Annotated in this window: 14 protein-coding genes and 1 pseudogene; 4 read left to right on the forward strand and 11 right to left on the reverse strand. The window is 71.5% G+C overall.

Annotation, left to right across the window (positions count from 1 at the left end; translation table 11 throughout):
* The 4 genes and pseudogenes from EYA84_RS09595 to EYA84_RS09610 form a co-directional block, all read right to left on the reverse strand.
* A pseudogene (locus tag EYA84_RS09595) lies at positions 1-198 on the reverse strand (formimidoylglutamate deiminase); the annotation flags it as partial.
* Positions 195-1,442, reverse strand: a complete 1,248-nt coding sequence (locus EYA84_RS09600; RefSeq protein WP_131052679.1) for an allantoate amidohydrolase — start codon at positions 1,440-1,442, stop codon at positions 195-197. The pseudogene EYA84_RS09595 and the gene EYA84_RS09600, both read right to left, overlap by 4 nt.
* 11 nt (positions 1,443-1,453) lie before the next feature.
* Positions 1,454-3,127, reverse strand: a complete 1,674-nt coding sequence (gene hutU / locus EYA84_RS09605) for a urocanate hydratase (protein WP_131052680.1) — start codon at positions 3,125-3,127, stop codon at positions 1,454-1,456.
* Between the two features lie 14 nt (positions 3,128-3,141).
* Entirely contained in the window at positions 3,142-3,990 is an 849-nt protein-coding gene (locus tag EYA84_RS09610; protein WP_131052681.1) for a MurR/RpiR family transcriptional regulator, read from the reverse strand.
* A gap of 164 nt (positions 3,991-4,154) precedes the next feature.
* Between EYA84_RS09610 and EYA84_RS09615 the strand changes: the two genes are divergently transcribed.
* On the forward strand, positions 4,155-6,068 hold the full coding sequence (locus EYA84_RS09615; protein WP_131052682.1) for a serine protease: 1,914 nt from the start codon (positions 4,155-4,157) through the stop codon (positions 6,066-6,068).
* Between the two features lie 9 nt (positions 6,069-6,077).
* Here EYA84_RS09615 and EYA84_RS09620 read toward each other — a convergent pair whose 3' ends face one another.
* The 6 genes from EYA84_RS09620 to EYA84_RS09645 all read right to left on the reverse strand — a co-directional run bounded on the left by EYA84_RS09620 (position 6,078) and on the right by EYA84_RS09645 (position 14,661).
* Positions 6,078-8,192, reverse strand: a complete 2,115-nt coding sequence (locus EYA84_RS09620) for an acyltransferase family protein (protein ID WP_131052683.1) — start codon at positions 8,190-8,192, stop codon at positions 6,078-6,080.
* Between the two features lie 69 nt (positions 8,193-8,261).
* Positions 8,262-9,608 (reverse strand): O-antigen ligase, encoded by a 1,347-nt coding sequence (locus tag EYA84_RS09625; RefSeq protein ID WP_131052684.1) that lies wholly within the window; start codon positions 9,606-9,608, stop codon positions 8,262-8,264.
* Position 9,609: 1 nt separating this feature from the next.
* Positions 9,610-10,956, reverse strand: coding sequence for a lipopolysaccharide biosynthesis protein (locus tag EYA84_RS09630; RefSeq protein ID WP_161594939.1), 1,347 nt, complete (start codon positions 10,954-10,956; stop codon positions 9,610-9,612).
* Complete coding sequence (locus tag EYA84_RS09635) at positions 10,953-12,017, reverse strand: glycosyltransferase (RefSeq protein WP_131052686.1); 1,065 nt, start codon at positions 12,015-12,017, stop codon at positions 10,953-10,955. The genes EYA84_RS09630 and EYA84_RS09635 overlap by 4 nt, the downstream gene beginning before the upstream one ends.
* Entirely contained in the window at positions 12,017-12,970 is a 954-nt protein-coding gene (locus tag EYA84_RS09640; RefSeq protein ID WP_131052687.1) for a glycosyltransferase, read from the reverse strand. Before EYA84_RS09640 ends, EYA84_RS09635 begins: the two co-directional genes overlap by 1 nt.
* A gap of 146 nt (positions 12,971-13,116) precedes the next feature.
* On the reverse strand, positions 13,117-14,661 hold the full coding sequence (locus tag EYA84_RS09645) for a sugar transferase (RefSeq protein ID WP_236145684.1): 1,545 nt from the start codon (positions 14,659-14,661) through the stop codon (positions 13,117-13,119).
* A gap of 362 nt (positions 14,662-15,023) precedes the next feature.
* On the opposite strand from EYA84_RS09645, the gene EYA84_RS09650 reads away from it, so the two are divergent.
* Positions 15,024-16,481 carry a sugar transferase gene (locus EYA84_RS09650; protein ID WP_131052692.1) on the forward strand — a complete coding sequence of 486 codons (1,458 nt, stop codon included), beginning with the start codon at positions 15,024-15,026 and terminating at the stop codon, positions 16,479-16,481.
* Positions 16,482-16,533: 52 nt separating this feature from the next.
* On the opposite strand, the gene EYA84_RS09655 is transcribed toward EYA84_RS09650, so the two are convergent.
* Complete coding sequence (locus EYA84_RS09655; protein ID WP_131052688.1) at positions 16,534-17,601, reverse strand: LCP family protein; 1,068 nt, start codon at positions 17,599-17,601, stop codon at positions 16,534-16,536.
* 114 nt (positions 17,602-17,715) lie between these two features.
* Between EYA84_RS09655 and EYA84_RS09660 the strand changes: the two genes are divergently transcribed.
* Both EYA84_RS09660 and EYA84_RS09665 read left to right on the forward strand, forming a co-directional pair.
* On the forward strand, positions 17,716-18,549 hold the full coding sequence (locus EYA84_RS09660) for an O-methyltransferase (RefSeq protein WP_131052689.1): 834 nt from the start codon (positions 17,716-17,718) through the stop codon (positions 18,547-18,549).
* 4 nt (positions 18,550-18,553) lie between these two features.
* The gene (locus tag EYA84_RS09665; RefSeq protein WP_131052690.1) at positions 18,554-19,372 is read left to right on the forward strand and encodes an MOSC domain-containing protein; all 819 of its coding nucleotides are present in this window, start codon (positions 18,554-18,556) and stop codon (positions 19,370-19,372) included.
* Positions 19,373-19,626 lie beyond the last annotated feature (254 nt).

Below are 19,626 nucleotides of genomic sequence, written 5' to 3' on the forward strand. Positions count from 1 at the left end.
GGCCAACCCGGGCAGCGTCAACCCGGGCAGCCGCACCGCGTCGGCGAGCACGTCCACGCCCGCGTCCGGGTCGCCGCCGGGAGTCAGCGGCGTCACGCCGGTGATCCGGCCGTTGACCGTCTCGATCAGCACGTCCGGGGTCGGCGCGGCGTGTGCGGGCAGCCACGCGTACTCGGCGAGCCAGCGGGTGGCGGTCATCCGGCACGCTCCGCGTCGCGCCGGACCGCCCGCGTCAGCTCCGCCAGCACCGTGGCAAGGGCGGTCACCCCGGCCGCGCAGTCCGCGTCGGTGGCCGACTCGGCGGGGGAGTGCGACACACCGCTCGGGTTGCGGACGAAGAGCATCGCCGTCGGTACGTGTGTCGCCAGCACCCCCGCGTCGTGTCCGGCCCCGGTCGGCAGCACCGGCGCGGCCAGCAGCCCGGCCAGCCGGTCGGCCAACCCGCCGTCGAAGGAGACCAGCGGCGTCGCCGACTCCTCGGTCAGGGTCACCTCGGTGCCGTCGCGTCGGGCCCGTTCGGTGGCCTTTGCGCGTACCGCCTCGACCAGCCCGGTGAGGGCCTCCGGCTCGGCGGCCCGCGCGTCCAGCCAGCCGGTCACCCGGGACGGGATCGCGTTGGTGGCGTTCGGCTCCACGGTCACCCGACCCACGGTGGCGTGCGCGTCGCGCAGCCGGGCCTCCTTGTTCGCCGCGAGCACCGTGAACGCGTACGTCAACATGGGATCGCGGCGGTCGGCCATCCGGGTCGTACCGGCGTGGTTGCCCTCGCCCGTGACGTCGAAGCGCCAGCGGCCGTGCGGCCAGATGGCGCTGGCCACCGCCACCGGTGCGTCCCGGTCGACCAGCGCGCGGCCCTGCTCGACGTGCAGCTCCACGAAGGCCGCGAAGCGGCCCAGCAACGCCGGATCGGCCCCCGCCGGCGGGTGTCCCAGCGCCTCGGCGAAGCTCACCCCGGCCGCGTCCCGCAACGCGCCCGCCCGATCGGGACTGATCTGGCCGGTGAGCAGCCGCGAACCCAGGCAGGGTACGCCGAAGCGGGCGCCCTCCTCCTCGACGAAGGCGGCGACGACCAGGGGCCGGGCCGGAGTGACGCCGGCCGCCCGCAGTTCGTCCACGGCGAGCCAGGCGCTGACGATGCCGAGCGGCCCGTCGTACGCCCCGCCGTGCGGCACCGAGTCGAAGTGGCTGCCGGTCAGCACCGCGCCACCGGCGTCCGGGTCACCCCACCAGGCGAAGAGGTTGCCGTTGCCGTCCTGCGCCACCGGCATGCCCCGGGCGTCGGCCTGCTCCCGGAACCACGCCCGCAGGCGCAGCTCCGGTGCGGTGAGCGCGTAGCGCAGGTAGCCGCCGCTGTCCGCGTCCCGCCCCACCGGCGCGATCTCGTCCCACAGTTCCCTGAACCTGAAAGGAAGGGACCCTTCCTCTACCGTATGCGTTAGCAAGGGACCCTTCCTCACTCGGACATCGGCACGCGGACGCCGGTGCGGGCGGCGACCTCGCGGGCCGCGTCGTAGCCGGCGTCGACGTGCCGGATCACCCCCATCGCCGGATCGTTGGTGAGCACCCGCTCGATCTTCTGCCCGGCCAGCGCGGTGCCGTCGGCCACGCACACCTGCCCGGCGTGCAGCGACCGGCCGATGCCCACCCCACCCCCGTGGTGGATCGACACCCAGGACGCCCCGCTGGCGGTGTTCACCAGCGCGTTCAGCAGCGGCCAGTCGGCGATCGCGTCGGAGCCGTCGGCCATCGCCTCGGTCTCCCGGTACGGGCTCGCCACGCTGCCGCAGTCCAGATGGTCCCGCCCGATCACCACCGGGGCGCTCAGTTCACCGGCGGCGACCATCTCGTTGAACCGCACACCCGCGACGTCCCGCTCGCCGTAGCCGAGCCAGCAGATCCGCGCCGGCAGGCCCTGGAATGCGACCCGCTCACCGGCCATCCGGATCCAGCGGGCCAGCGGCTCGTTCTCCGGGAACAGCTCCAGGATCGCCCGGTCGGTGGCCGCGATGTCGGCCGGGTCGCCGGAGAGCGCCGCCCACCGGAACGGCCCCTTGCCCTCGCAGAACAACGGCCGGATGTACGCCGGCACGAAGCCGGGGAAGTCGAAGGCGCGCGGGTACCCGCCGAGCTGTGCCTCGCCCCGGATCGAGTTGCCGTAGTCGAAGACCTCCGCACCGGCGTCGAGGAAGCCCACCATCGCCTCGACGTGCTTCGCCATCGACGCCCGCGCCCGGTCGGTGAACTCGGCGGGCTTGGCCGTCGCGTAGTCCCGGGCGTCAGCCGGCTCCACCCCCTCCGGCAGGTACGACAGCGGATCGTGGGCGCTGGTCTGGTCGGTGACCACGTCGATCGGCACACCCCGGCGCAGCAGCTCGGGGAAGACCGTGGCGGCGTTGCCGACGACGCCGACGCTGAGCGCCCGCCGGTCCCGCTTCGCCGCCAGGACCCGCGCGACCGCGTCGTCCAGGTCGTCGCCGATCTCGTCCAGGTAGCGGTCGTGCACCCGCCGTTCGAGCCGGGTGCGGTCGACGTCCACGATCAGGCAGACGCCGCCGTTCATGGTGACCGCCAGCGGCTGGGCGCCACCCATCCCACCGCACCCGCCGGTGAGCGTCAGCGTGCCGGCGAGGGTGCCGCCGAACCGCTTCTCGGCGACGGCCGCGAAGGTCTCGTAGGTGCCCTGGAGGATGCCCTGGGTGCCGATGTAGATCCACGAGCCGGCGGTCATCTGGCCGTACATGGTCAGACCGAGCTGTTCCAGGCGGCGGAACTCCGGCCAGGTCGCCCAGTCACCGACCAGGTTGGAGTTGGCCAGCAGCACCCGGGGCGCCCACTCGTGGGTCCGCAGCACCCCGACGGGCCGACCCGACTGCACCAGCATCGTCTCGTCGTCGCGCAGGTCGGTCAGCGTACGCACCAGGGCGTGGTAGGACGGCCAGTCCCGCGCGGCCTTCCCGGTGCCGCCGTAGACGACCAGGTCGTCGGGGCGCTCGGCGACCTCCGGGTCGAGGTTGTTCATCAGCATCCGCAGCGCGGCCTCCTGCGGCCAGTTGCGCGCCGTACGCGTGGTGCCGCGCGCGGCCCGGATGTGTCCGGTGCCCGGCGCGGCCGGGATGGACTGCGTCATGTGCGGAACGCCTCCTAACCGAGGAACAACTGACGACGGGTGGCCGAGGCCTCGAACGCCTCCAGCCGCCGCTGGGTCTCGGCCGGCGCGGCGTCGCAGATCGCCTGGAGCAGCACCATGGCCAGGGTCATCGGAGCGGTGTGCAGGTCGAACACGAGCTGCGCGCCGACCGCGGCGGCGAGCACCACGTCGGCGTGCTCGGTCGCCGGGCTGACCGGGGAGTCGGTGATCGCGACCACGGTCAGCCCGGCGGCCCGGGCCTCGCCGAGCGCGTCCAGGGTCTCCCGGGGATAACGAGGCAGCACGAACGCCAGCAGCGCCCCGGCCCCGGCCTCGGCCGCCTGTTCCAACCGGTCGGTGAGCAGGCTGCCGCCGTCGTCGAGCACCCGCACGTCCGGGTGCACCTTGGCGGCGAAGTACGCGAAGTACGCGGCCAGCGGCGCGGCGGCGCGCAGCCCGAGCACGGGCAGAGGTCGACTGGCGGCCAGCAGTCGCCCGGTCTCGGCGATCCGGTCCCGGTCGGCGAGCTGCCCGGCCAGCCGGTCCAGGTTGCCCATCTCGGCGCGTACGGCCTGTTGAAGCTCGTTGCCGGCGGTGTCCGGACCCGGCGCGGCGGCGGTCAGCTCGCGCAACCGGCGGCGCAGCGCCGGATAACCGTCGTGTCCGAGCGCCACCGCGAACCGGGTGACCGACGGCTGGCTGACCCCGGCCAGCTCGGCGACCTCGGCGGCGGAGAGATAGCCGACGGAGGGCGCGTGCTGCACCAGGCAGTGCGCGATGCGCCGCTGCGTCGGGGTCAGTCGTACCCCGTCGAAGAGGCCGACCATTCGTTCGGTCGACGCGACGGTGGCTCCGTCATTCATTCGTCGACTCTATGCATGAAAACTTTCACTAGGCAACCCTTCCCGACCCCTGCCCGGTCGTGACCTGCGGGTTCGAATCGGCGAGGAAAGGCCCACGACCGGCGGAGAGGGCGAGGTGCGGCGGGTCGATAGGATCCGCACGGCGGTCGACTAGAGGAGTTGTCATGCAGCCGGACGGCCCCTACCGGTACACCCACCTGCTGGGCGGGTCACCGGTCGGCAAAGCGTGGGCAGCCATCGACGGGCAGGGCCGTTTCGTGACGGTGGCGGTGCTCGACGCCGCAGTGGCCGCTTCTCCGGGCTGGCGTGAGGCGTTCGCCGGGATCGTCAACCACCTGGCGCAGGCGCCCGGTGGACTGCCCTTCACCTACGCCGACTTCTCCGCCGCCGCGCCCTGGGTGGCCTATCCCGCCGAGACCGGACCGGCCGCGGAGAAACTCTTCCGGGCCCTCGGGGTCGACTACCAGCCCGTACCCACGCCGGCCCCGCCGCCGGTGTCGGGTCCGCCCGCTCCGACCTCCGGTGCGCCCCACCCCACCTCCGGGCCGCCGCGCGCGGTGTCCGGTGCACCGCACCCGACCTCCGGGCCGCCGCTTCCGACCTCCGGTGCGCCCCACTCGGTCTCCGGGCCGCCGCGACCGGTCTCGGCTGCTTCGCAACCGGTCTCCGGCCTGCCCAGGCAGCCGATTTACGCCGATCCTGTCTCGGGCGCGCCGATCTCCCCGGGCCTCGGTCCGTCCCTCGACGATCCGCCGCAGCACGATCCGTTCACCGCCCCGGCGCGCCGGATCCAGCCATCCGCACCACCCAAGCGGCAGACCGGTCTGTGGGTCGCGGTCGCCGCGCTGCTCCTGGCTGCCGTCGCTGGTGGCGGCGCCGGCGTCTGGGCCATCTCGGCGAGCGGGTCCGACCCCTCGACGCCAGCTCCCGCCCCGACCGCCACTCCGCCCGCACCGGGGCTCAAGCCGTGGGCGGAGGCCACGCCGCGTAGCGCGGAGGAGCGCACCCTCGCCACCGCGGCGCCGTCGATGGTCTTCCTGGAGGCCGTCCTCACCGGCTTCATCCGCAACCGGCAGGACAACGCACTGCTGCACCCGGAGCCGTTCACCTTCAGCCGTCGGTGCACCGGGGTCGTGGTCAACAACGACGGTCACGTGCTCACCAACGGGCAGTGCGTGCAGCCCGCCCCGGACATCCTGCTCGAACATGCGCTCGGTTCGTTGGCCGACACCCGCGTGGCCGACGGCGAGCTGAAGGCCGCCGAGGTCAGCGGTTTCGTCCGGGCCCGGCTGGCAAGCAGCGTCTTCACCGGACCCGAGGCGGGCACGCCACCGGCGGCCACCCTGTACGGACAGCTGAACGTGGCGAAGGGTGACCTCAAGGACGGCGCGGCGATCCCCGGCACCGTGGTCCGCGCGCTCAGCCTCGACGAGGGCAATCTGGCGCTGGTGAAGCTGGACCAGGCGAACCTGCCCGCCGTGGAGCTGAACACCTCGGCCACCGTGACCGCCGGGACGGCGTTGCACGCGCTCGGCTACGGCACCACCGACACCGACTACCGCTCCGCCGCCTACCAGGTGCTGACCAAGCCGGTGCAGGTGACCGAGCTGGACGTCGAGTCGTCGACCTACCGCATCAACGAGGACATCGGCTCCTCGTCCCGAGGCGGCATCGTGGTCGACGGCGAGGGCCGGGTGGTGGGGATGCTCGACAACGACCTGTTGCAGCCCGACCGGCTGAACCGGCTCGTGGTCCCGGTCTCCCGGATGACCGGACTTCTCGACGCGGCCGGTGTCGCGCACGCGCTCGGCGAGCCTGACCGGCTCTACCGCAGCGCCCTGGACGCGTACTTCGGTGACGACGAGGCCGAGGCCGCCGCCCGGTTCGCCGAGGCGGCGGAGGCGGCACCGATGAACGCGTTGGCGCAGGCGTACCGTGAGGCGTCCGTGGCCGCCGGTGGGGAGGTGCCGTCCTCCCGGCCCGGCTGGGCGGTACCGCTGCTGGTAGCGGCCGGAGTCGCACTGGTGGGTGGAATTGTGGTGGTGGTCCTGCTGCGGCGGCGACCGAATGCACGGTGACGCCCGGGGCTAGTCGGTCGACGGCGGACCGAGGATCGGAATCAGCGCGTCGTCGAACAGCGGAGCCAACCGGCGGGCGTAGTCGGGCGTGACGTGGTTGCCGTCGCGTCGCACGATGACCCCGCCGATGAAGATGGGGCAGCGGCCGGAAAGACAGAACCAGTCCGTGGTGGGGATGTACCAGGAACCCTTACCACCCCAGACCCGCTGGTCGGCCTCGGCGTACGTCCGGTACTCCTCGGAGAGCGCCGAGATGCAGTCGCGGGGCGCGGAGAGCCGGGTGATGCAGGTCTTCGGGTCGGGGCCGAGCGGCGGCGGTTGCAGGGCCACCACCCGGCCCGCCGCACCGAGCCACCTCTCCTTGGCGGTGCGGGCGGCCTGCTCCCACTCGGCCAGCGACGGGTTCCCGCCGGTGTCGGCGAACCGCTGCCGGTAGGCGTTGCTGAGGATCACCAGATCGGGCCGGCTGTTCTCGACGACGGTACGTACCGCCCGCCGGTGACCGGGGCATGCCTCGGTGATGCTCGCGGTCGGTGACACCGTGTCCGAGGCGAGGAAGGGGCAGCCGGCGTAGGTCAGGTCCCGCACCTCCCACCCGTCCGGTTCGAGGACCCGCCGCACCAGGGGCAGCCAGGCACTGCCGATCGAGTCACCGACAACGACCGCCAGCCTGCGGGGGCGTGGCGTGACGGTGCAGTCGTTGCCCTCCGGGACCGAGGGCCGGCAACCCTGGCCGTCCCCCCGTGTGAATCCCAGAGTGTCCAGTTCGCCTGGGGGAGGGGTCAGCACCGGCCAGTCGGCAGCGTCGAGTGCCGCCCCGATCTGCTGTGACAGCTCCCGCTGCGACGCGACCACCGCCACCTCCGGTCCAACCTGCGGCGACGACGAGGTCCGGACCGCTACCGTGCCCACCGTGACCGTCACCGCGGCCAGCGTCACCAGCACGGCGGTGCGGCGGATCCGGGCCACACCACTGGGTTGTCGGGGCTTGCCCGGAGGTCGTCGTTCCAACCAGGACGATCGACGGACCGGATTCTCCACCAGGTGGTAGGAGAGCACCGAGAACACCGCCGTGCCGACGAGCGTGAGCAGCGCGACGACGTGTCCACCGGTCGGCAGGGCGGCCCCGATCAGGACGAGCAGCGGGAAGTGCCACAGGTACAGCGAGTAGGAGATGTCACCGACGTATCCGACCGCCCGGTTGGTCAGCGGGAACATAAGCCGCTGGCCACCGACGCCACCGGCGATGACTAGGGCCGTCGAGATCACCGCCAGGAAGGCGCCCGGGACGGGGAAGGGCGACTGCGCGGTGATGACGAGCACCGAGACGACCAGGCCGGTCAGGCCGAGCCACTGGTATGCCGGGCGGGCCGGGGCCGGAATCCGGGCCAGCAGCGGTGCCGCCACCGCGAGCAGCGCACCCACCCCGAGTTCCCAGGCACGGGAGAAGGTCGAGAAGTACGCGACGGTCGGGCGGTGACCGACCTCCCACAGGGCGAACGCGATGGAGCCGACGACCACGGCCGCCAGCACCATGCCGACCGCCCACCGGGAGCCGCTACCGTACCTGCCCCGTCGGGCGGCCAGGCCGAGCACCGCCACCAGCAGCACCGGCCAGACCAGATAGAACTGCTCCTCGACGGAGAGCGACCAGTAGTGCCGCAACGGCGAGACCGGTCCGTCAATCTGCCAGTAGTCCGTGCCGGTGGACGCGAATCGCCAGTTGGCCGCGAAGAGACCGGCCCAGAGCGCGTCCCAGGCCGTCGCGCGGACCCGCTCGCCGAAGAACAGCAGCGACGACGCGAGGTACGTGCTCACCAGGACGAGCATCGCCAGCGGCAGGATTCGGCGGACCCGTCGACGGTAGAAGTCCGTGAAGGAGATCCGTCCTCTGCGGTCGTGTTCGTCGAGCAACAGGCCGGTGATCAGGAAACCGGAGACGACGAAGAAGACGTCGACGCCGACGAACCCGCCGGCCGGCCACCCGAAGACGTGTTCGAGGATCACCACCACGACCGCGAACGCGCGCAGTCCCTGGATGTCCGGTCGGAAACCCGAGCCGGGCGTCGACGGCCGCCGGGCGGCGGCCCGATGAACCGGCGCCGTGAGGGAGCCTGACGACATCGGGTCCTTCCTCACACCAGCGGACCTGCGGCCCGCGACGACTGTGGCGGAGACCGGTCCGGAGCCCGGTCAGTCACGCGCCTCGGTGGGCGTACGACCGACGGAGGGCCGGCCGGTCCTGCGGCGGAGCCGGGCCAGCGCTCCCGGCCGGTGGTCGGCGGTCGCGTCGACCGGGACGGGGCCGGTCGATCCTAGCGCGGACTTCGTCAACACCATCAGGACGAAGATCCAGGTGAGTCCGTCGACCGAGAGCGGGTTCCAGACCACCTCGGTGAACGAGTAGATCACGAAGAGTGCCACCGGTGCCTTGGCGGAGAACGCGCGCCCGTCGACGACAGGCGCGCGCAGCAGCGTGGCCAACAACAGGCCCCACAGGGTCAGTGCGACGAAGCCGCCGGAGAAGATGGCGAGCACGTAACCCGAGTGGAAGAAGTGGTGTGGAGCCTCGCCGATGTCCCGCAGGTAGTACCACTTGGAGACGCCCACACCCGTGGCCTCCGCACCGGCGATGTACTCCCGCACGTGGATCCAGATGTTCCCCCGGTTGCTCAGGGTGGTCTTGGAGGCGCTCCAGGTCAGATAGGTGGCCACGGCTGCGGCGCCGACGGCCAGCGACACGCAGAGGGCGAAGTGGATCCGCTGGTACGGCCGGTACCACTGGAGCACCCACGCGCCGAGCACCCAGACGCCGACGGCGGCCAGTGCCAGGTAGCTCGTCCGGGAACCGGTCGCCACGATGACCAGCAGGCAGAACGCCACCACCGCCCACCGCTCGGCCCGGCGCAACGCGCAGACGGCGGCGACCAGCGTGAACGAGGTGATCAGAGCGATGTAGTTCTCGGAGTCGTAGAAACTCTTGAACAGTCCGCCCGCCAGTGAGCACTTCTCCAACTGCCCATCGGTGCAGGCCCGCCATGCCTGTCCGTAGACGGCCGTCGGGACGGTGAGCAGAGCCAGGACGGCCAGCCCGGTGTAGGCCATCGCGCCCAGGCTCACCGGGGCCCCCGTCGCCAGCAACCAGGCCGCCACCAACAGCAGACCGGCGGCGGCATACGCCGGCAGTCGTGACCCGTACACGCCGTCCCCGGTGAGGACGTCGACGGCGACGCACCAGACGAGCACGGCCCCGGCCAACCCCAGGCAGATCCGTCGCCAGGTCTCGGGCAGGCCGGCCAGCCGTCCGCGGCGTGCCACGAGCAGCCAGACGACCAGGGCGAACACCAGGACGCCGATGAGCGCCGACGAGTGGTCCCCGGCCAGTACGGGCGCGGCGTTCGCGAGCACCGCGAATCCGATGAGCGCGACGGCGGTCGACGCACCGCCGAAGCTGGCGGCGACCGCCTTACGCGCGTACACCAGCCAGCCGGCCACCGCGAGACCGGTGGCGCTCAGCAGGACACCGAAGAGTGTGGTCACCTCAGACCCTTTCCATGGAACGTGGCGCGGGGGGCGTGCCCGCCGGGTCGCGGCGGACGGCGACGGCGAGACATCCCCAGAGCAGTACGGCGAGCAGCGCGTCGCAGGCCAGACTGGAGTAGACGGCACCCTGCCAGCCGTACGCCGGAATGAGCCACAGGTTGAGCAGGACGTTCAGCACACCGACGCCGATCTGGCAGACCGTCCGTCGCCCCTGCATCCGGGCTCCGGACAAGGCATCTGCGGCAAGGTAGTGCAGAGACTTCAGCACGAGCAGCGCGCTCAGGCCCTGGAGCGCCGGCACGGCTGCCTCGAAGTCGGCACCGAACACCAGCGGCATCATCCACGAGAAGGCGACCAGCAGCAGGCTCACCGGCACGCTGAAGGCCAGGAATCGCGGCAACAGGCCCCGGGCCATCCGCAGGGCCGCCCGAGGGCCGTTGCGGCCCGCCTCGAAGAACCGGGGATAGGCGATCGCGCTCATCGACCGGGCCGGTGTGTACGCCAGGTCGACCACCCGGTAGGCCGCGGCGTAGATGGCGGCGCTCTCGGGGGTGCCCAGACGCGAGAGCATGACCTTGTCGACGTCGTTGTAGACCGACTGGGCCGACAGCCCGACGGCGAAGAGCATCCCGGTCCGAGCCTGTCCGAGGGAGCCCCGGACGCTGATCGCGTGCCGGCCTCCGCCGCGCAGCCCGCCCAGGATCACCGGCAGGCACACGACGACGGATAGCACCACGGACGTCACCGCCCACTCGTGCAACGTGATCGGTCCCGCCGCGACGGCCAGCACCACGGCGCCGGCCAGCCGACAGACGTGCAGCAGGGCCGGGATCAGCGCGGCGAGCAGGATCCGACCGCGTACCTGGATCGACGCCGCCACGGCCTCGATGAGCCGCCACGCGACCAGGTCGGCGAAGGCCAGACAGAGCAGGTCCACCACTCCGACGTCGGCGCCCCAGATGGCCAGCCCCGCGGCGGCGACCAGGACGGTTGCCGCGCAGCCGAAGACGGTGGACAGGAACAACCCACGCACGAGGTGGCGGGCCCACTCGCCCGGCGCGTCCGCGTAGTTCTGCATGATCAGGCTCGGCGCGCCGGCGGACGCGAAGGGCGAGACCACCGCGACCAGCGCGGTGACACCGACGAAGAGACCGTACGTGCTGATCGGCATCTCCCGCGCCAGCAGCACGAAGAGAGCTCCCTGGGCGAGGGTGCGCAGCAGGGTACCGGTGAAGAAGGTGCCGGACTTGCGCAGGAAACCGTCGCCTCGACCGGCGCGGAACGGCCTGCGTCGACCGGGTCGTGGACGACCATCGTCCGCGACGTCACCGGGCACCGCTGTCACGTCAACGCCTCCACCCACCGGCCCCCGACCGTCGCCGGGTCCAACCCGGTGCACCGGGCGTGCCACGCCTTCTCGAAGTCCGTGACGCCGGGGCGGCCGTCCCCGGCCAGCCGCACGATCGCGGCGGCGAGTGCCTCGGCCGAGGTGTCCGCCGCCAGCGTGCCCGGGACGAAGGTCGGGATCATCTCGTCCAGGGCGGGCACCGGCAGCGCGGCGACCGGCAACCCCGCCTCGGCGGCCTCCACGATGCTGAAGCCGAACGTCTCGGCACGGGACGGATGCACCAGCATGTCCGCCTCGGTCAGGAGACGGGCCACCGTCGGCACCCGGCCGAGGAAGGTCGTACGGTCCTGCAACCCGAGCCGACGCGCCGTGTCGTGCAGCAGTTCACGCTCCTCCCCGTCCCCGGCGAGCGTCAGCTGGTAGTTCGTGGGCAGCAGGGCCAGCGCTTCGAGCGCGCAGGAGTGGTTCTTGTACGGCCGGAAGGCGGCCGTGGTGAGCAGGCGGATCCGCGCCCGGTCCGGCACCTCGCGTGGCGCGACGAACGGCTTGGCCGGCATCGGGTTGAGGATCGTCACCACCCGCTGCTCGGGATCGAGTCGCCGGACGGTCCGCGCGACACCGTCGGAGACGGCGACGACGAGTCGGGGCCGCAGCGCGCGGGCCCGGGCTGCCCGGGCGAGCATCCGGACCCGGCCGTCGATGCGCAGCCGCTCCGGCAGCAGCGAGTGTTCCCAGGCGACGTACTCGCGACCGGTGCCGGTCAAGGCGGCACCGACCGGGACACTGCCCCAGAGTCCGCTCGCCACGATCTGCGTGTTCGCCGGGAGACGTGGCAACCGGCGTCGTAACGGTGGGACCGCCTCCATCAGGCGGGTGATCCGGGTGCCGAGACCGAGCGTGTCGATCGCCAGGTCGCCCAGGGAGGCCGGGACGGGCCCCGACACCACGGTCGCCGACACCTCGACGCCCTGGTCGTGAAGTCCTCGCATCAGCAGCGCGGCGGCGAGTTCCATGCCGTACAGCGGTTCCAGTTGGGGGAGCACGAAGTGCAGACGCATCACTGCTGCCCACCCGTGGGGACCCCGCCGGTGGTCCGGGACTTGCGCATCGCCACCCGTTCGAGCACGGAGCGCGGCACGAGGCCGAGTGCCGCGAGAACGGCGTTGCTCGCCGACGGAACGGAGTTGCGTCGGATCGCCCGCACCATCTCGCGTACGCCCTCGCGGTCACGGGCCTGGAGCGCGTACCGCAGGGTCTGTGCGGTGACGAAGTCGGCGAAGGTCTCCGGTGCCCAGACGCCCTCCCAGCGTTGGGCCCAGGCCCATGAGGTACGCCAGTCGGCGCCCGCCGAGATCGAGCCGGGGCTGCCCACGGTGTAGACAGCGGTCGCCTCCTCGATCTGCACGATCTTCGCACCCGGCAGTCGGGCCGCCCGGACGAGCCAGTCCCAGTCCTGATGGCGGGGTAGCGACTCGTCCCACGGGCATTGTGTGGCCAGCGTCATGGTGGTCAGCAGCGTCGAGGTCGGCAGCGACTGGCGTGCCACCCCGAGTTGCCGTCGACGAAACAGGTAGTCCTCCGGTCGCTGGCCATCGGCGATCAGCGTGCCCGGCACGGCGGCGGGAAGCGGATCGGCGCCCGCCTTGCGCTGCAGCGTCCGCGACGACACCACTGGCAGCCAGCCCTCGCCGGCCAGCCGTTCCAGGACGGGCAGTTGGGCGGCGAGCTTGCCGGGCAACCACGCGTCGTCGTCGTCGAGGAACGCCACGTGGCTACCTGGCGCGGCATGGCGTACGCCCAGGTTGCGCGCGTGTGAGCCGCGTCGTCCGCCGCCGGTGCAGACGATCTCGTCGATCTGGCCGCGCACCTCGGACACGCTGGTCGGTACCTCGGCGAGATCGCATACGACGACCACGTGCACCGAGACACCGCGCTGCGCGCGGGCGGTGGCGACCGCCTCGGCGAGGCTGGGCCTGCCCGTCGTCGGGATGACTACCGAAACGTCCGGCATCGGGATTTCTCCAAGCGGTTCGGCTGCACGCGGTGAGGGCGTCGCCGGTGGGTTCAGGGGCACGTCGGTGAGGGCGTCGCCGGTCGCGGGCGGGCGATCAGGTCGCCGGTCCGGTCCGGACGACGGCACGGACTATGGCAGATCGGTCAGCGACCACCACCGCGGAACACCTCTGCCACCGTCCGCAGGAGCACCTTGGTGTCCAGCCACAGTGACCAGTTCTCGATGTAGTAGTTGTCGAAGCGGGCGCGATCGGAGATCGGCGTATCGCCTCGCAGGCCGCTGACCTGGGCGAGGCCGGTGAGTCCCACCGGCACCCGGTGACGCATGGCATAGCTGGGATATTCGGCGGAGAACTTCTGCACGAAGTACGGGCGCTCGGGGCGCGGGCCGACCACACTCATGTCGCCCTTGAGGATGTTCCAGAGCTGAGGCAGTTCGTCCAGGGAGGTACGCCGGAGGAAACGCCCGATCGGGGAGACCCGGCGGTCGTGCGCGATCGACCAGTTGGTCTGTGACTCCTGCTCGTCGAGTGGCCGCATGGTGCGGAACTTGATGATGTCGAAGGATCGACCGTGTCGACCGATGCGCTCCTGCCGGAAGAAGACGCCGCGCCCTCCGTCGACGAACGCGAGTGCGGCGCAGAGCAACAGAACTGGGCTGAGCAACAGCAGGGCCGAGCCGGCGAAGAGCACGTCGGAGGCGCGCTTGAGTGCCCAGTGCGGCCCGGACAGGATGGTGTCGCTCACCTTGACGATCGGGATGGCGCCGATGTGGTCGCCGTGGGACCGGGAGCCCCAGAGCCGGGGGGCCGCCCACAGGTCGCAGGTGGCGACCGGGGGCTGCCGGAGGATCTCCATCAGCACCAGCTCGGGACAGTCCGGATCGGCGATGATCAAAACGTCGCACTCGGTCAGCCGTACCAGATGCCCGAGCTGGTCGAGCGTGCCGATGACGGGCACCGTGGACGAGGTCGCCGGTGACGGGCTGTCGACGTGCCCGACGAACCGCAGCCCGTAGCGGGGGTAGCGACGCAGCAACCGGGCCAGTTCCACGGCGGTGGGTCCACTGCCGATGATGATGGCGTTGTGCTCGACCCAGCGGCGACGGCGGGCCAGGGTGGCGATCTCTCGGGTGAGCAGCCGACCGGCCAGCACCAGGACGGCGGCGATTGCCATGCCGCGAATGAAGCCGACGAGGTACTGCGGGGAGTCGTGGCGCAGCGCCGCGAGGATCACGACGATCGCCGAGGAGGCCAGCAGCCGGCCGCAGAGGCTCGGCAACTCGTCGAGGATGCTCACGTGGCGGCGGGCGCGGTAGAGCCCTCCGGCGGCGAAGACGGCCACCGTCAGGGCGGTCATGACGAGGGTGCCACGCCAGTACTGCGGGGTGACGGCGAGCGGCGACAGCAGTGCGGCGACGTCGACCGGGGCGGTCAACATCCAGGCACGCAGACCACGGGTACGGGCCGAAGCGCGGGAACCGGCGTACGGCAGCACCGTGGTCACGTCGAGACCGGGCCGCGGGCCGGTTTCCGTTGCCGCCGATGCGGGTGGGGCCTCGGCGGCTTCGGTCACCTGCGGGTCGTGGCTCTCGTGCTCCGGCTCCGGAGGCTGCTGGTCCAGGATCGACATTCCCGCGTCGTCGGGCACGCTCGTGGCCGGACAGCCCACGACAGGTTGCCTCGACATGTCCAGTTCCTCTCCCCCGCGGAGTGAACGCCGTTGGCGTCGGAGCCACCGGAGCGAACGCAGGATACGGCGGCCCTGGTGACAGCCGCCAGACCCGGTGGGTCAATAGATGAGCTACTTTCCGCCTACCACCGGGGTTACGGGGCGGCCTGCCGACAGCGGCCCCTGTCGAGACACCGTGAACCTTCGTCCACCGTGCACCGTACGGTTGGGCACTCGTGGCGTTCGTTATCGTCACGATTGACGAGGCTGGTGAAAGGAAAGTCGTGTCCGCGCACACCCAGTTCCTCAAGACGGTGGGACCGGTACCGGCCCCGCGCTTCGACCCCGATCTCGGGGTGATCACACCTCCGTCCAACGGCATGCCCCGGTCGGTCTTCGGTCGTCCGGTCGCGCCCCGGGCGAAGTGGCGACGGCGGTACATGGCCTGGCTGATCGCGCTCGACTTCCTCGCCGCGTGGGCCGCCAGCCAGACGGTCGTCACGGTGTTCGAGGAGGCGGACGCCGGCTTCTGGGACGAGCGGCTGCTCGGTGTCAGCACCTTCGCGCTGGTGGCCAACCTGATCGTGCCGTTGATGTGGTTGACCATCCTCGCCGGTGCCGGCGCGTACGACCGGCGGGCGCTCGGACGGGGCACCGAGGAACTCAAGCGGGTGGTCCGGGCCAACGTGGCGATGGCCGCCGCCGTCTCCTTCCTGGCCCTGGGCTTCAAGAAGGACCTGTCCCGGGCCACCGTCGCCGCGATCATCATCGGCCTGCTGGTGTACACCGTCTTCGTCCGGTTCGTGGCCCGGGTGGTGCTCCGCCGGATCCGTCGCAGCAGCCAGCGGGCCTCGCAGAAGGTGCTGCTGGTGGGGCGCCTCTCGGACGCCCTGGCGGTGCACGAGGTGGTGACCCGCAACGCCGGTGCCGGTCTGCGTCCGGTCGCCATCCACCTGCCCCGGTTCCCTCGGGCGGGTGAGCGGGTGGAGGCGCCGGTGCCGGTCTATGTCGGCTGGGATCTGGTGCCGCTGGTCCAGCAGTTGGGGGCCGACACCATCGCGGTCTGCGGTCCGGCCAGCCTGGAGTCGTACGAGTTGCGCAAGCTGGCCTGGCAGTTGGAGGGCACCGGCCTCGACCTGGTCGTGGTGCCGCAGGTGACCGACATCACCGGGCCACGGATCCACGTCCGCCCGATCGAGGGCCTGCCGCTGTTGAACGTCGAGGAACCGACGATCTCCGGCCTGTCCCTGCTGGCCAAGAGTGTGATGGACCGGCTCTCGGCGCTCGCCGGGCTGATCGTGCTGAGTCCGCTGCTGCTCGGGATCGCGGTGGCGATCAAGGTGACCGATCCCGGTCCGGTGATGTTCCGGCAGAGCCGGATCGGTCACCAGGGCAAGGCGTTCAAGGTGTGGAAGTTCCGCACCATGTACACCGACGCCGAGCAGCGGTTGGAGGCCCTGCGGGCGCACAACGAGAGCGACGGCCTGCTCTTCAAGATGAAGAACGATCCGCGGGTCACGCCGATCGGTCGGCATCTGCGTGCCCTGTCGCTCGACGAACTACCCCAGTTGATCAACGTGTTGGCGGGGCAGATGTCCCTGGTCGGCCCGCGCCCGTTGCCGACCGAGGACGACGACTATCGCGGCGACGTCCGGCGTCGACTGCTGGTCCGGCCGGGCATCACCGGCCTCTGGCAGATCTCCGGCCGATCCGACCTGACCTGGGAGGACGCCGTCCGGCTGGACCTGCACTACGTCGACAACTGGTCGCTCGTCTACGACCTCGGCATCCTCTGGCGCACGGTGCGGGTGGTGCTGGCCCGGCGCGGCGCCTACTGAGATCGGGCAGTGGTGGTGCGGCGCCCCGACCGGAGCGCCGCACCACCACCGGTCACTTCTTCTCTGCCCCGGCGATGATGTCCTGGACGGCGTCCCGGCGGACGGCCGCATAGAACGTGTCGACCCGCTCGTCGTCGGCGAAGACCACGCTCTCCGAGCCGACCCGTCCGGTGCCCCTGGTCGGGCTGGTCACGAACGTCAGACTCCGGCCGCGCAGGTTGCGGTTCTCGGTGGCCATGTCGAACAGGGAGAGATCCTTGTCCATCGAGAGCGAGCCGGAGGTGGCCTGGAGGAAGGAGTTCAGCCGCGCCGGGTTGGTGAGCAACCCGCCCGAGGTCGCCTTGTCCAGGATCGCCTTGATCACTTGCTGCTGGTGCCGGATGCGGGAGAAGTCGCCGTCGGCGAACTGCTTGCGCTGGCGGGAGTAGTCGAGAGCCGTCTCGCCGTCCATCTTCTGCGGACCGGCCTGGAACGTGCGGAACGGTGGATGGATCGAGGTGAACTGCTTCTCGGAGTTCACCTCGATGCCGCCGAGCGCGTCGATGATCTCCGTGAAACCGGCGAAGTCGACCATCAGCACGTGGTCGATGCGGACCTTGGTGAACTGTTCCACGGTCTGCACCATGAGCGGCACCCCACCCCACGCGTACGCGGCATTGATCTTCGCGTCGCGACCGCCGCGTCCCTCCGCGGAGCGTGGCACGGCGACCCAGGTGTCGCGGGGGATGGAGATGAGCTGGGCGCTGGAGCGGTCCTTCGGCAGGTGGGCCAGGATGATGGTGTCCGTGCGAGAACCGCCGGTGCTCTCCGGATCGCGCGAGTCGCTGCCGAGCACCAGAATGTTGAGCGCGTCGGTGGCGACCACCTCGGGCCGGGTCTCCGCCGGTACGCCGTCGAAGGCGTCGACCCGCTCGATGTCCGACTCGACCGACTTCAGATAGAAGCCTGCGGCCACCATGCCCCCGGCGCCGACCAGCACCAGCACCAGCACGCTGATCAGGGTGATCCGCAGCCATCGGCGACGCGGTCTGCCGGCGGTCGTCGGCTCCGGCGCGTCGGTGCCTCCCGCAGGCGGGTTCTCCGCCGGGGAGACGGTCCCGGCCTGCTCTCCACTCGACATGGCGGAGATGCTACTGATTTCACGTTCTCGGGGAATCCCCGGCCGGTGCCGAATTTCGCCTGGCCGTCCCGTCGTGTCCCCCACACGTTCCCGTCAGTCTGATACAACCCAGCCGTGGACGCCGTCAAGCTGCGTCGGGCCATTGCCCGTACCCGCCTCGCACCCGTTGCCGCCTTCCCGAAGCGACTGGTCGCGGTCGCCCGTCATGACGCCCGGGTGCTCCGTACCTCGGTCCGCTGGTTGGTGGCCTCCCGGGAGCACCACAACTACACGTACGAGCTGACCAAGCTCAGCCGCAGCCACCTCGCCTGGTTCGTCAGCGTGGTCTGCGACCTGCCGGTGCAGCAGGTGCGCGGTTACCTGAAGGAGATCGAGTCGGACGACGCGCTGCGGCAGCACATCTCCTCGGCCACCGCCGGTGCGGCCCGTCGCGGGCTGGCCGACACGCAGGTCCGGTACGCCCGCCGGATCGGCTGGTACGCGATCGTCCGTGCCCGCAAGCCGACGCACATCGTGGAGACCGGCGTGGACAAGGGGCTGGGCAGTTGCGTACTCGCCGCCGCTCTGCTGCGCAACGCCGCCGAGGGCCACCCCGGCCGGGTCAGCTCGATCGACATCAACCCGGAGGCCGGCTACCTGGCCCGGGTCGCGCCCTGGTCGGAGGTGATCGACCTGGTCGTCGGCGACTCCGTCGAGTCGATCGGCGCCCTGGACCGGCCGGTCGACCTGTTCCTGCACGACAGCGACCACCGCCGCGCCTACGAGAAGCGCGAGTTCGACGCCGTCGAGTCGAAGCTGGCACCGGGGGCGATGCTGCTCACCGACAACGTCACGCACACCACCGTGCTGGCCGACCACGCCGAGCGGACCGGCCGCCGGTTCCTCGCCTACCGGGAGACGCCGGTCGACCACTGGTACCCCGGCGACGGCATCGGGGTGGCATGGTGACCGGGTGCGGTTGACCGAGATCAACACCTATCCGATCAAGGGCTGTCGGGGGATCGGCCACGCCGAGGTCGGGGTGGCGCCGTGGGGCCTCGACGGCGACCGGCGCTGGATGGTCGTGGACGCCGAAGGCGTCGGCGTCACCCAGCGCGAGGACACCTCGCTGGTCCGGGTGCATGCCCGGCCCGGACCCGACGGGCTGCTGCTGCGCGCCGAGGGGCAGCCCGACCTGTCGGTGCCCGAGCCGGTCGGCGTCGACCCGGTGCCGGTGCGCACCTTCCGCCGTCGGGTGCTGCGGGTCGACGCGCTTCCCGCCGGCCCGGCCGCCGACGCGTGGTGCAGCGCGGTGCTGGACCGGCCGGTCCGGCTGGTCTGGCTGGCCGAGCCGACCCGGCACATCGAACCGGGCCGCAAGAAGCACGACCCGGGCGACCGGGTCAGCTTCGCCGACGCGTACCCGGTGCTGCTGACCAGCACCACGTCGCTGGCCGCGCTCGGCGACTGGCTGACCGAGGCGGGCGCGGAACCGGTGCCGATGACCCGGTTCCGTCCCAACCTGGTCGTCGACGGCGCACCCGCCTGGGCGGAGGACGGCTGGGAGGGGAGGCCGCTGCGGATCGGCGGTGTCGCGTTCCGCGCCGCCGGCACGTCGGCCCGCTGCCTGGTCACCACCACCGACCAGGAGACCGGGGTACGCGGCCGGGAACCGTTGCGCACCCTCGCCCGGCACCGCAACATCGGTCGCCAGTTGCTGTTCGGGCTGAACGTCGTACCGGTGGAGTACGGCCGGCTCACCGTCGGTGACCAGGTGGAACCGGCCGGTTGAGGCGTGTCGACCGGCCCCGCTGATCTTCGTCTTAGCTTTCGCTTAGGTGGCTTGTCCGACCCGGTGGCCGTCCGGCAACATCGGTCCGCGTGACCGACGGAACCGACGGCCCCGCCGACCGAGCCCGCACCCGGCGTCCGAAGCTGGGCCGTTGGCTGGCCGGTGGGGCCGTGGCGACACTCGCCACCGTTCTCGGCCTGACCCTCGCCCTGCGCTCGGGTGCCGCACCCGCCTGCGCCGCACCGCCCCGCGCC

The organism is Verrucosispora sp. SN26_14.1 (assembly GCF_004307965.1).
In the GTDB taxonomy this organism is placed as follows: Bacteria; Actinomycetota; Actinomycetes; order Mycobacteriales; family Micromonosporaceae; genus Micromonospora.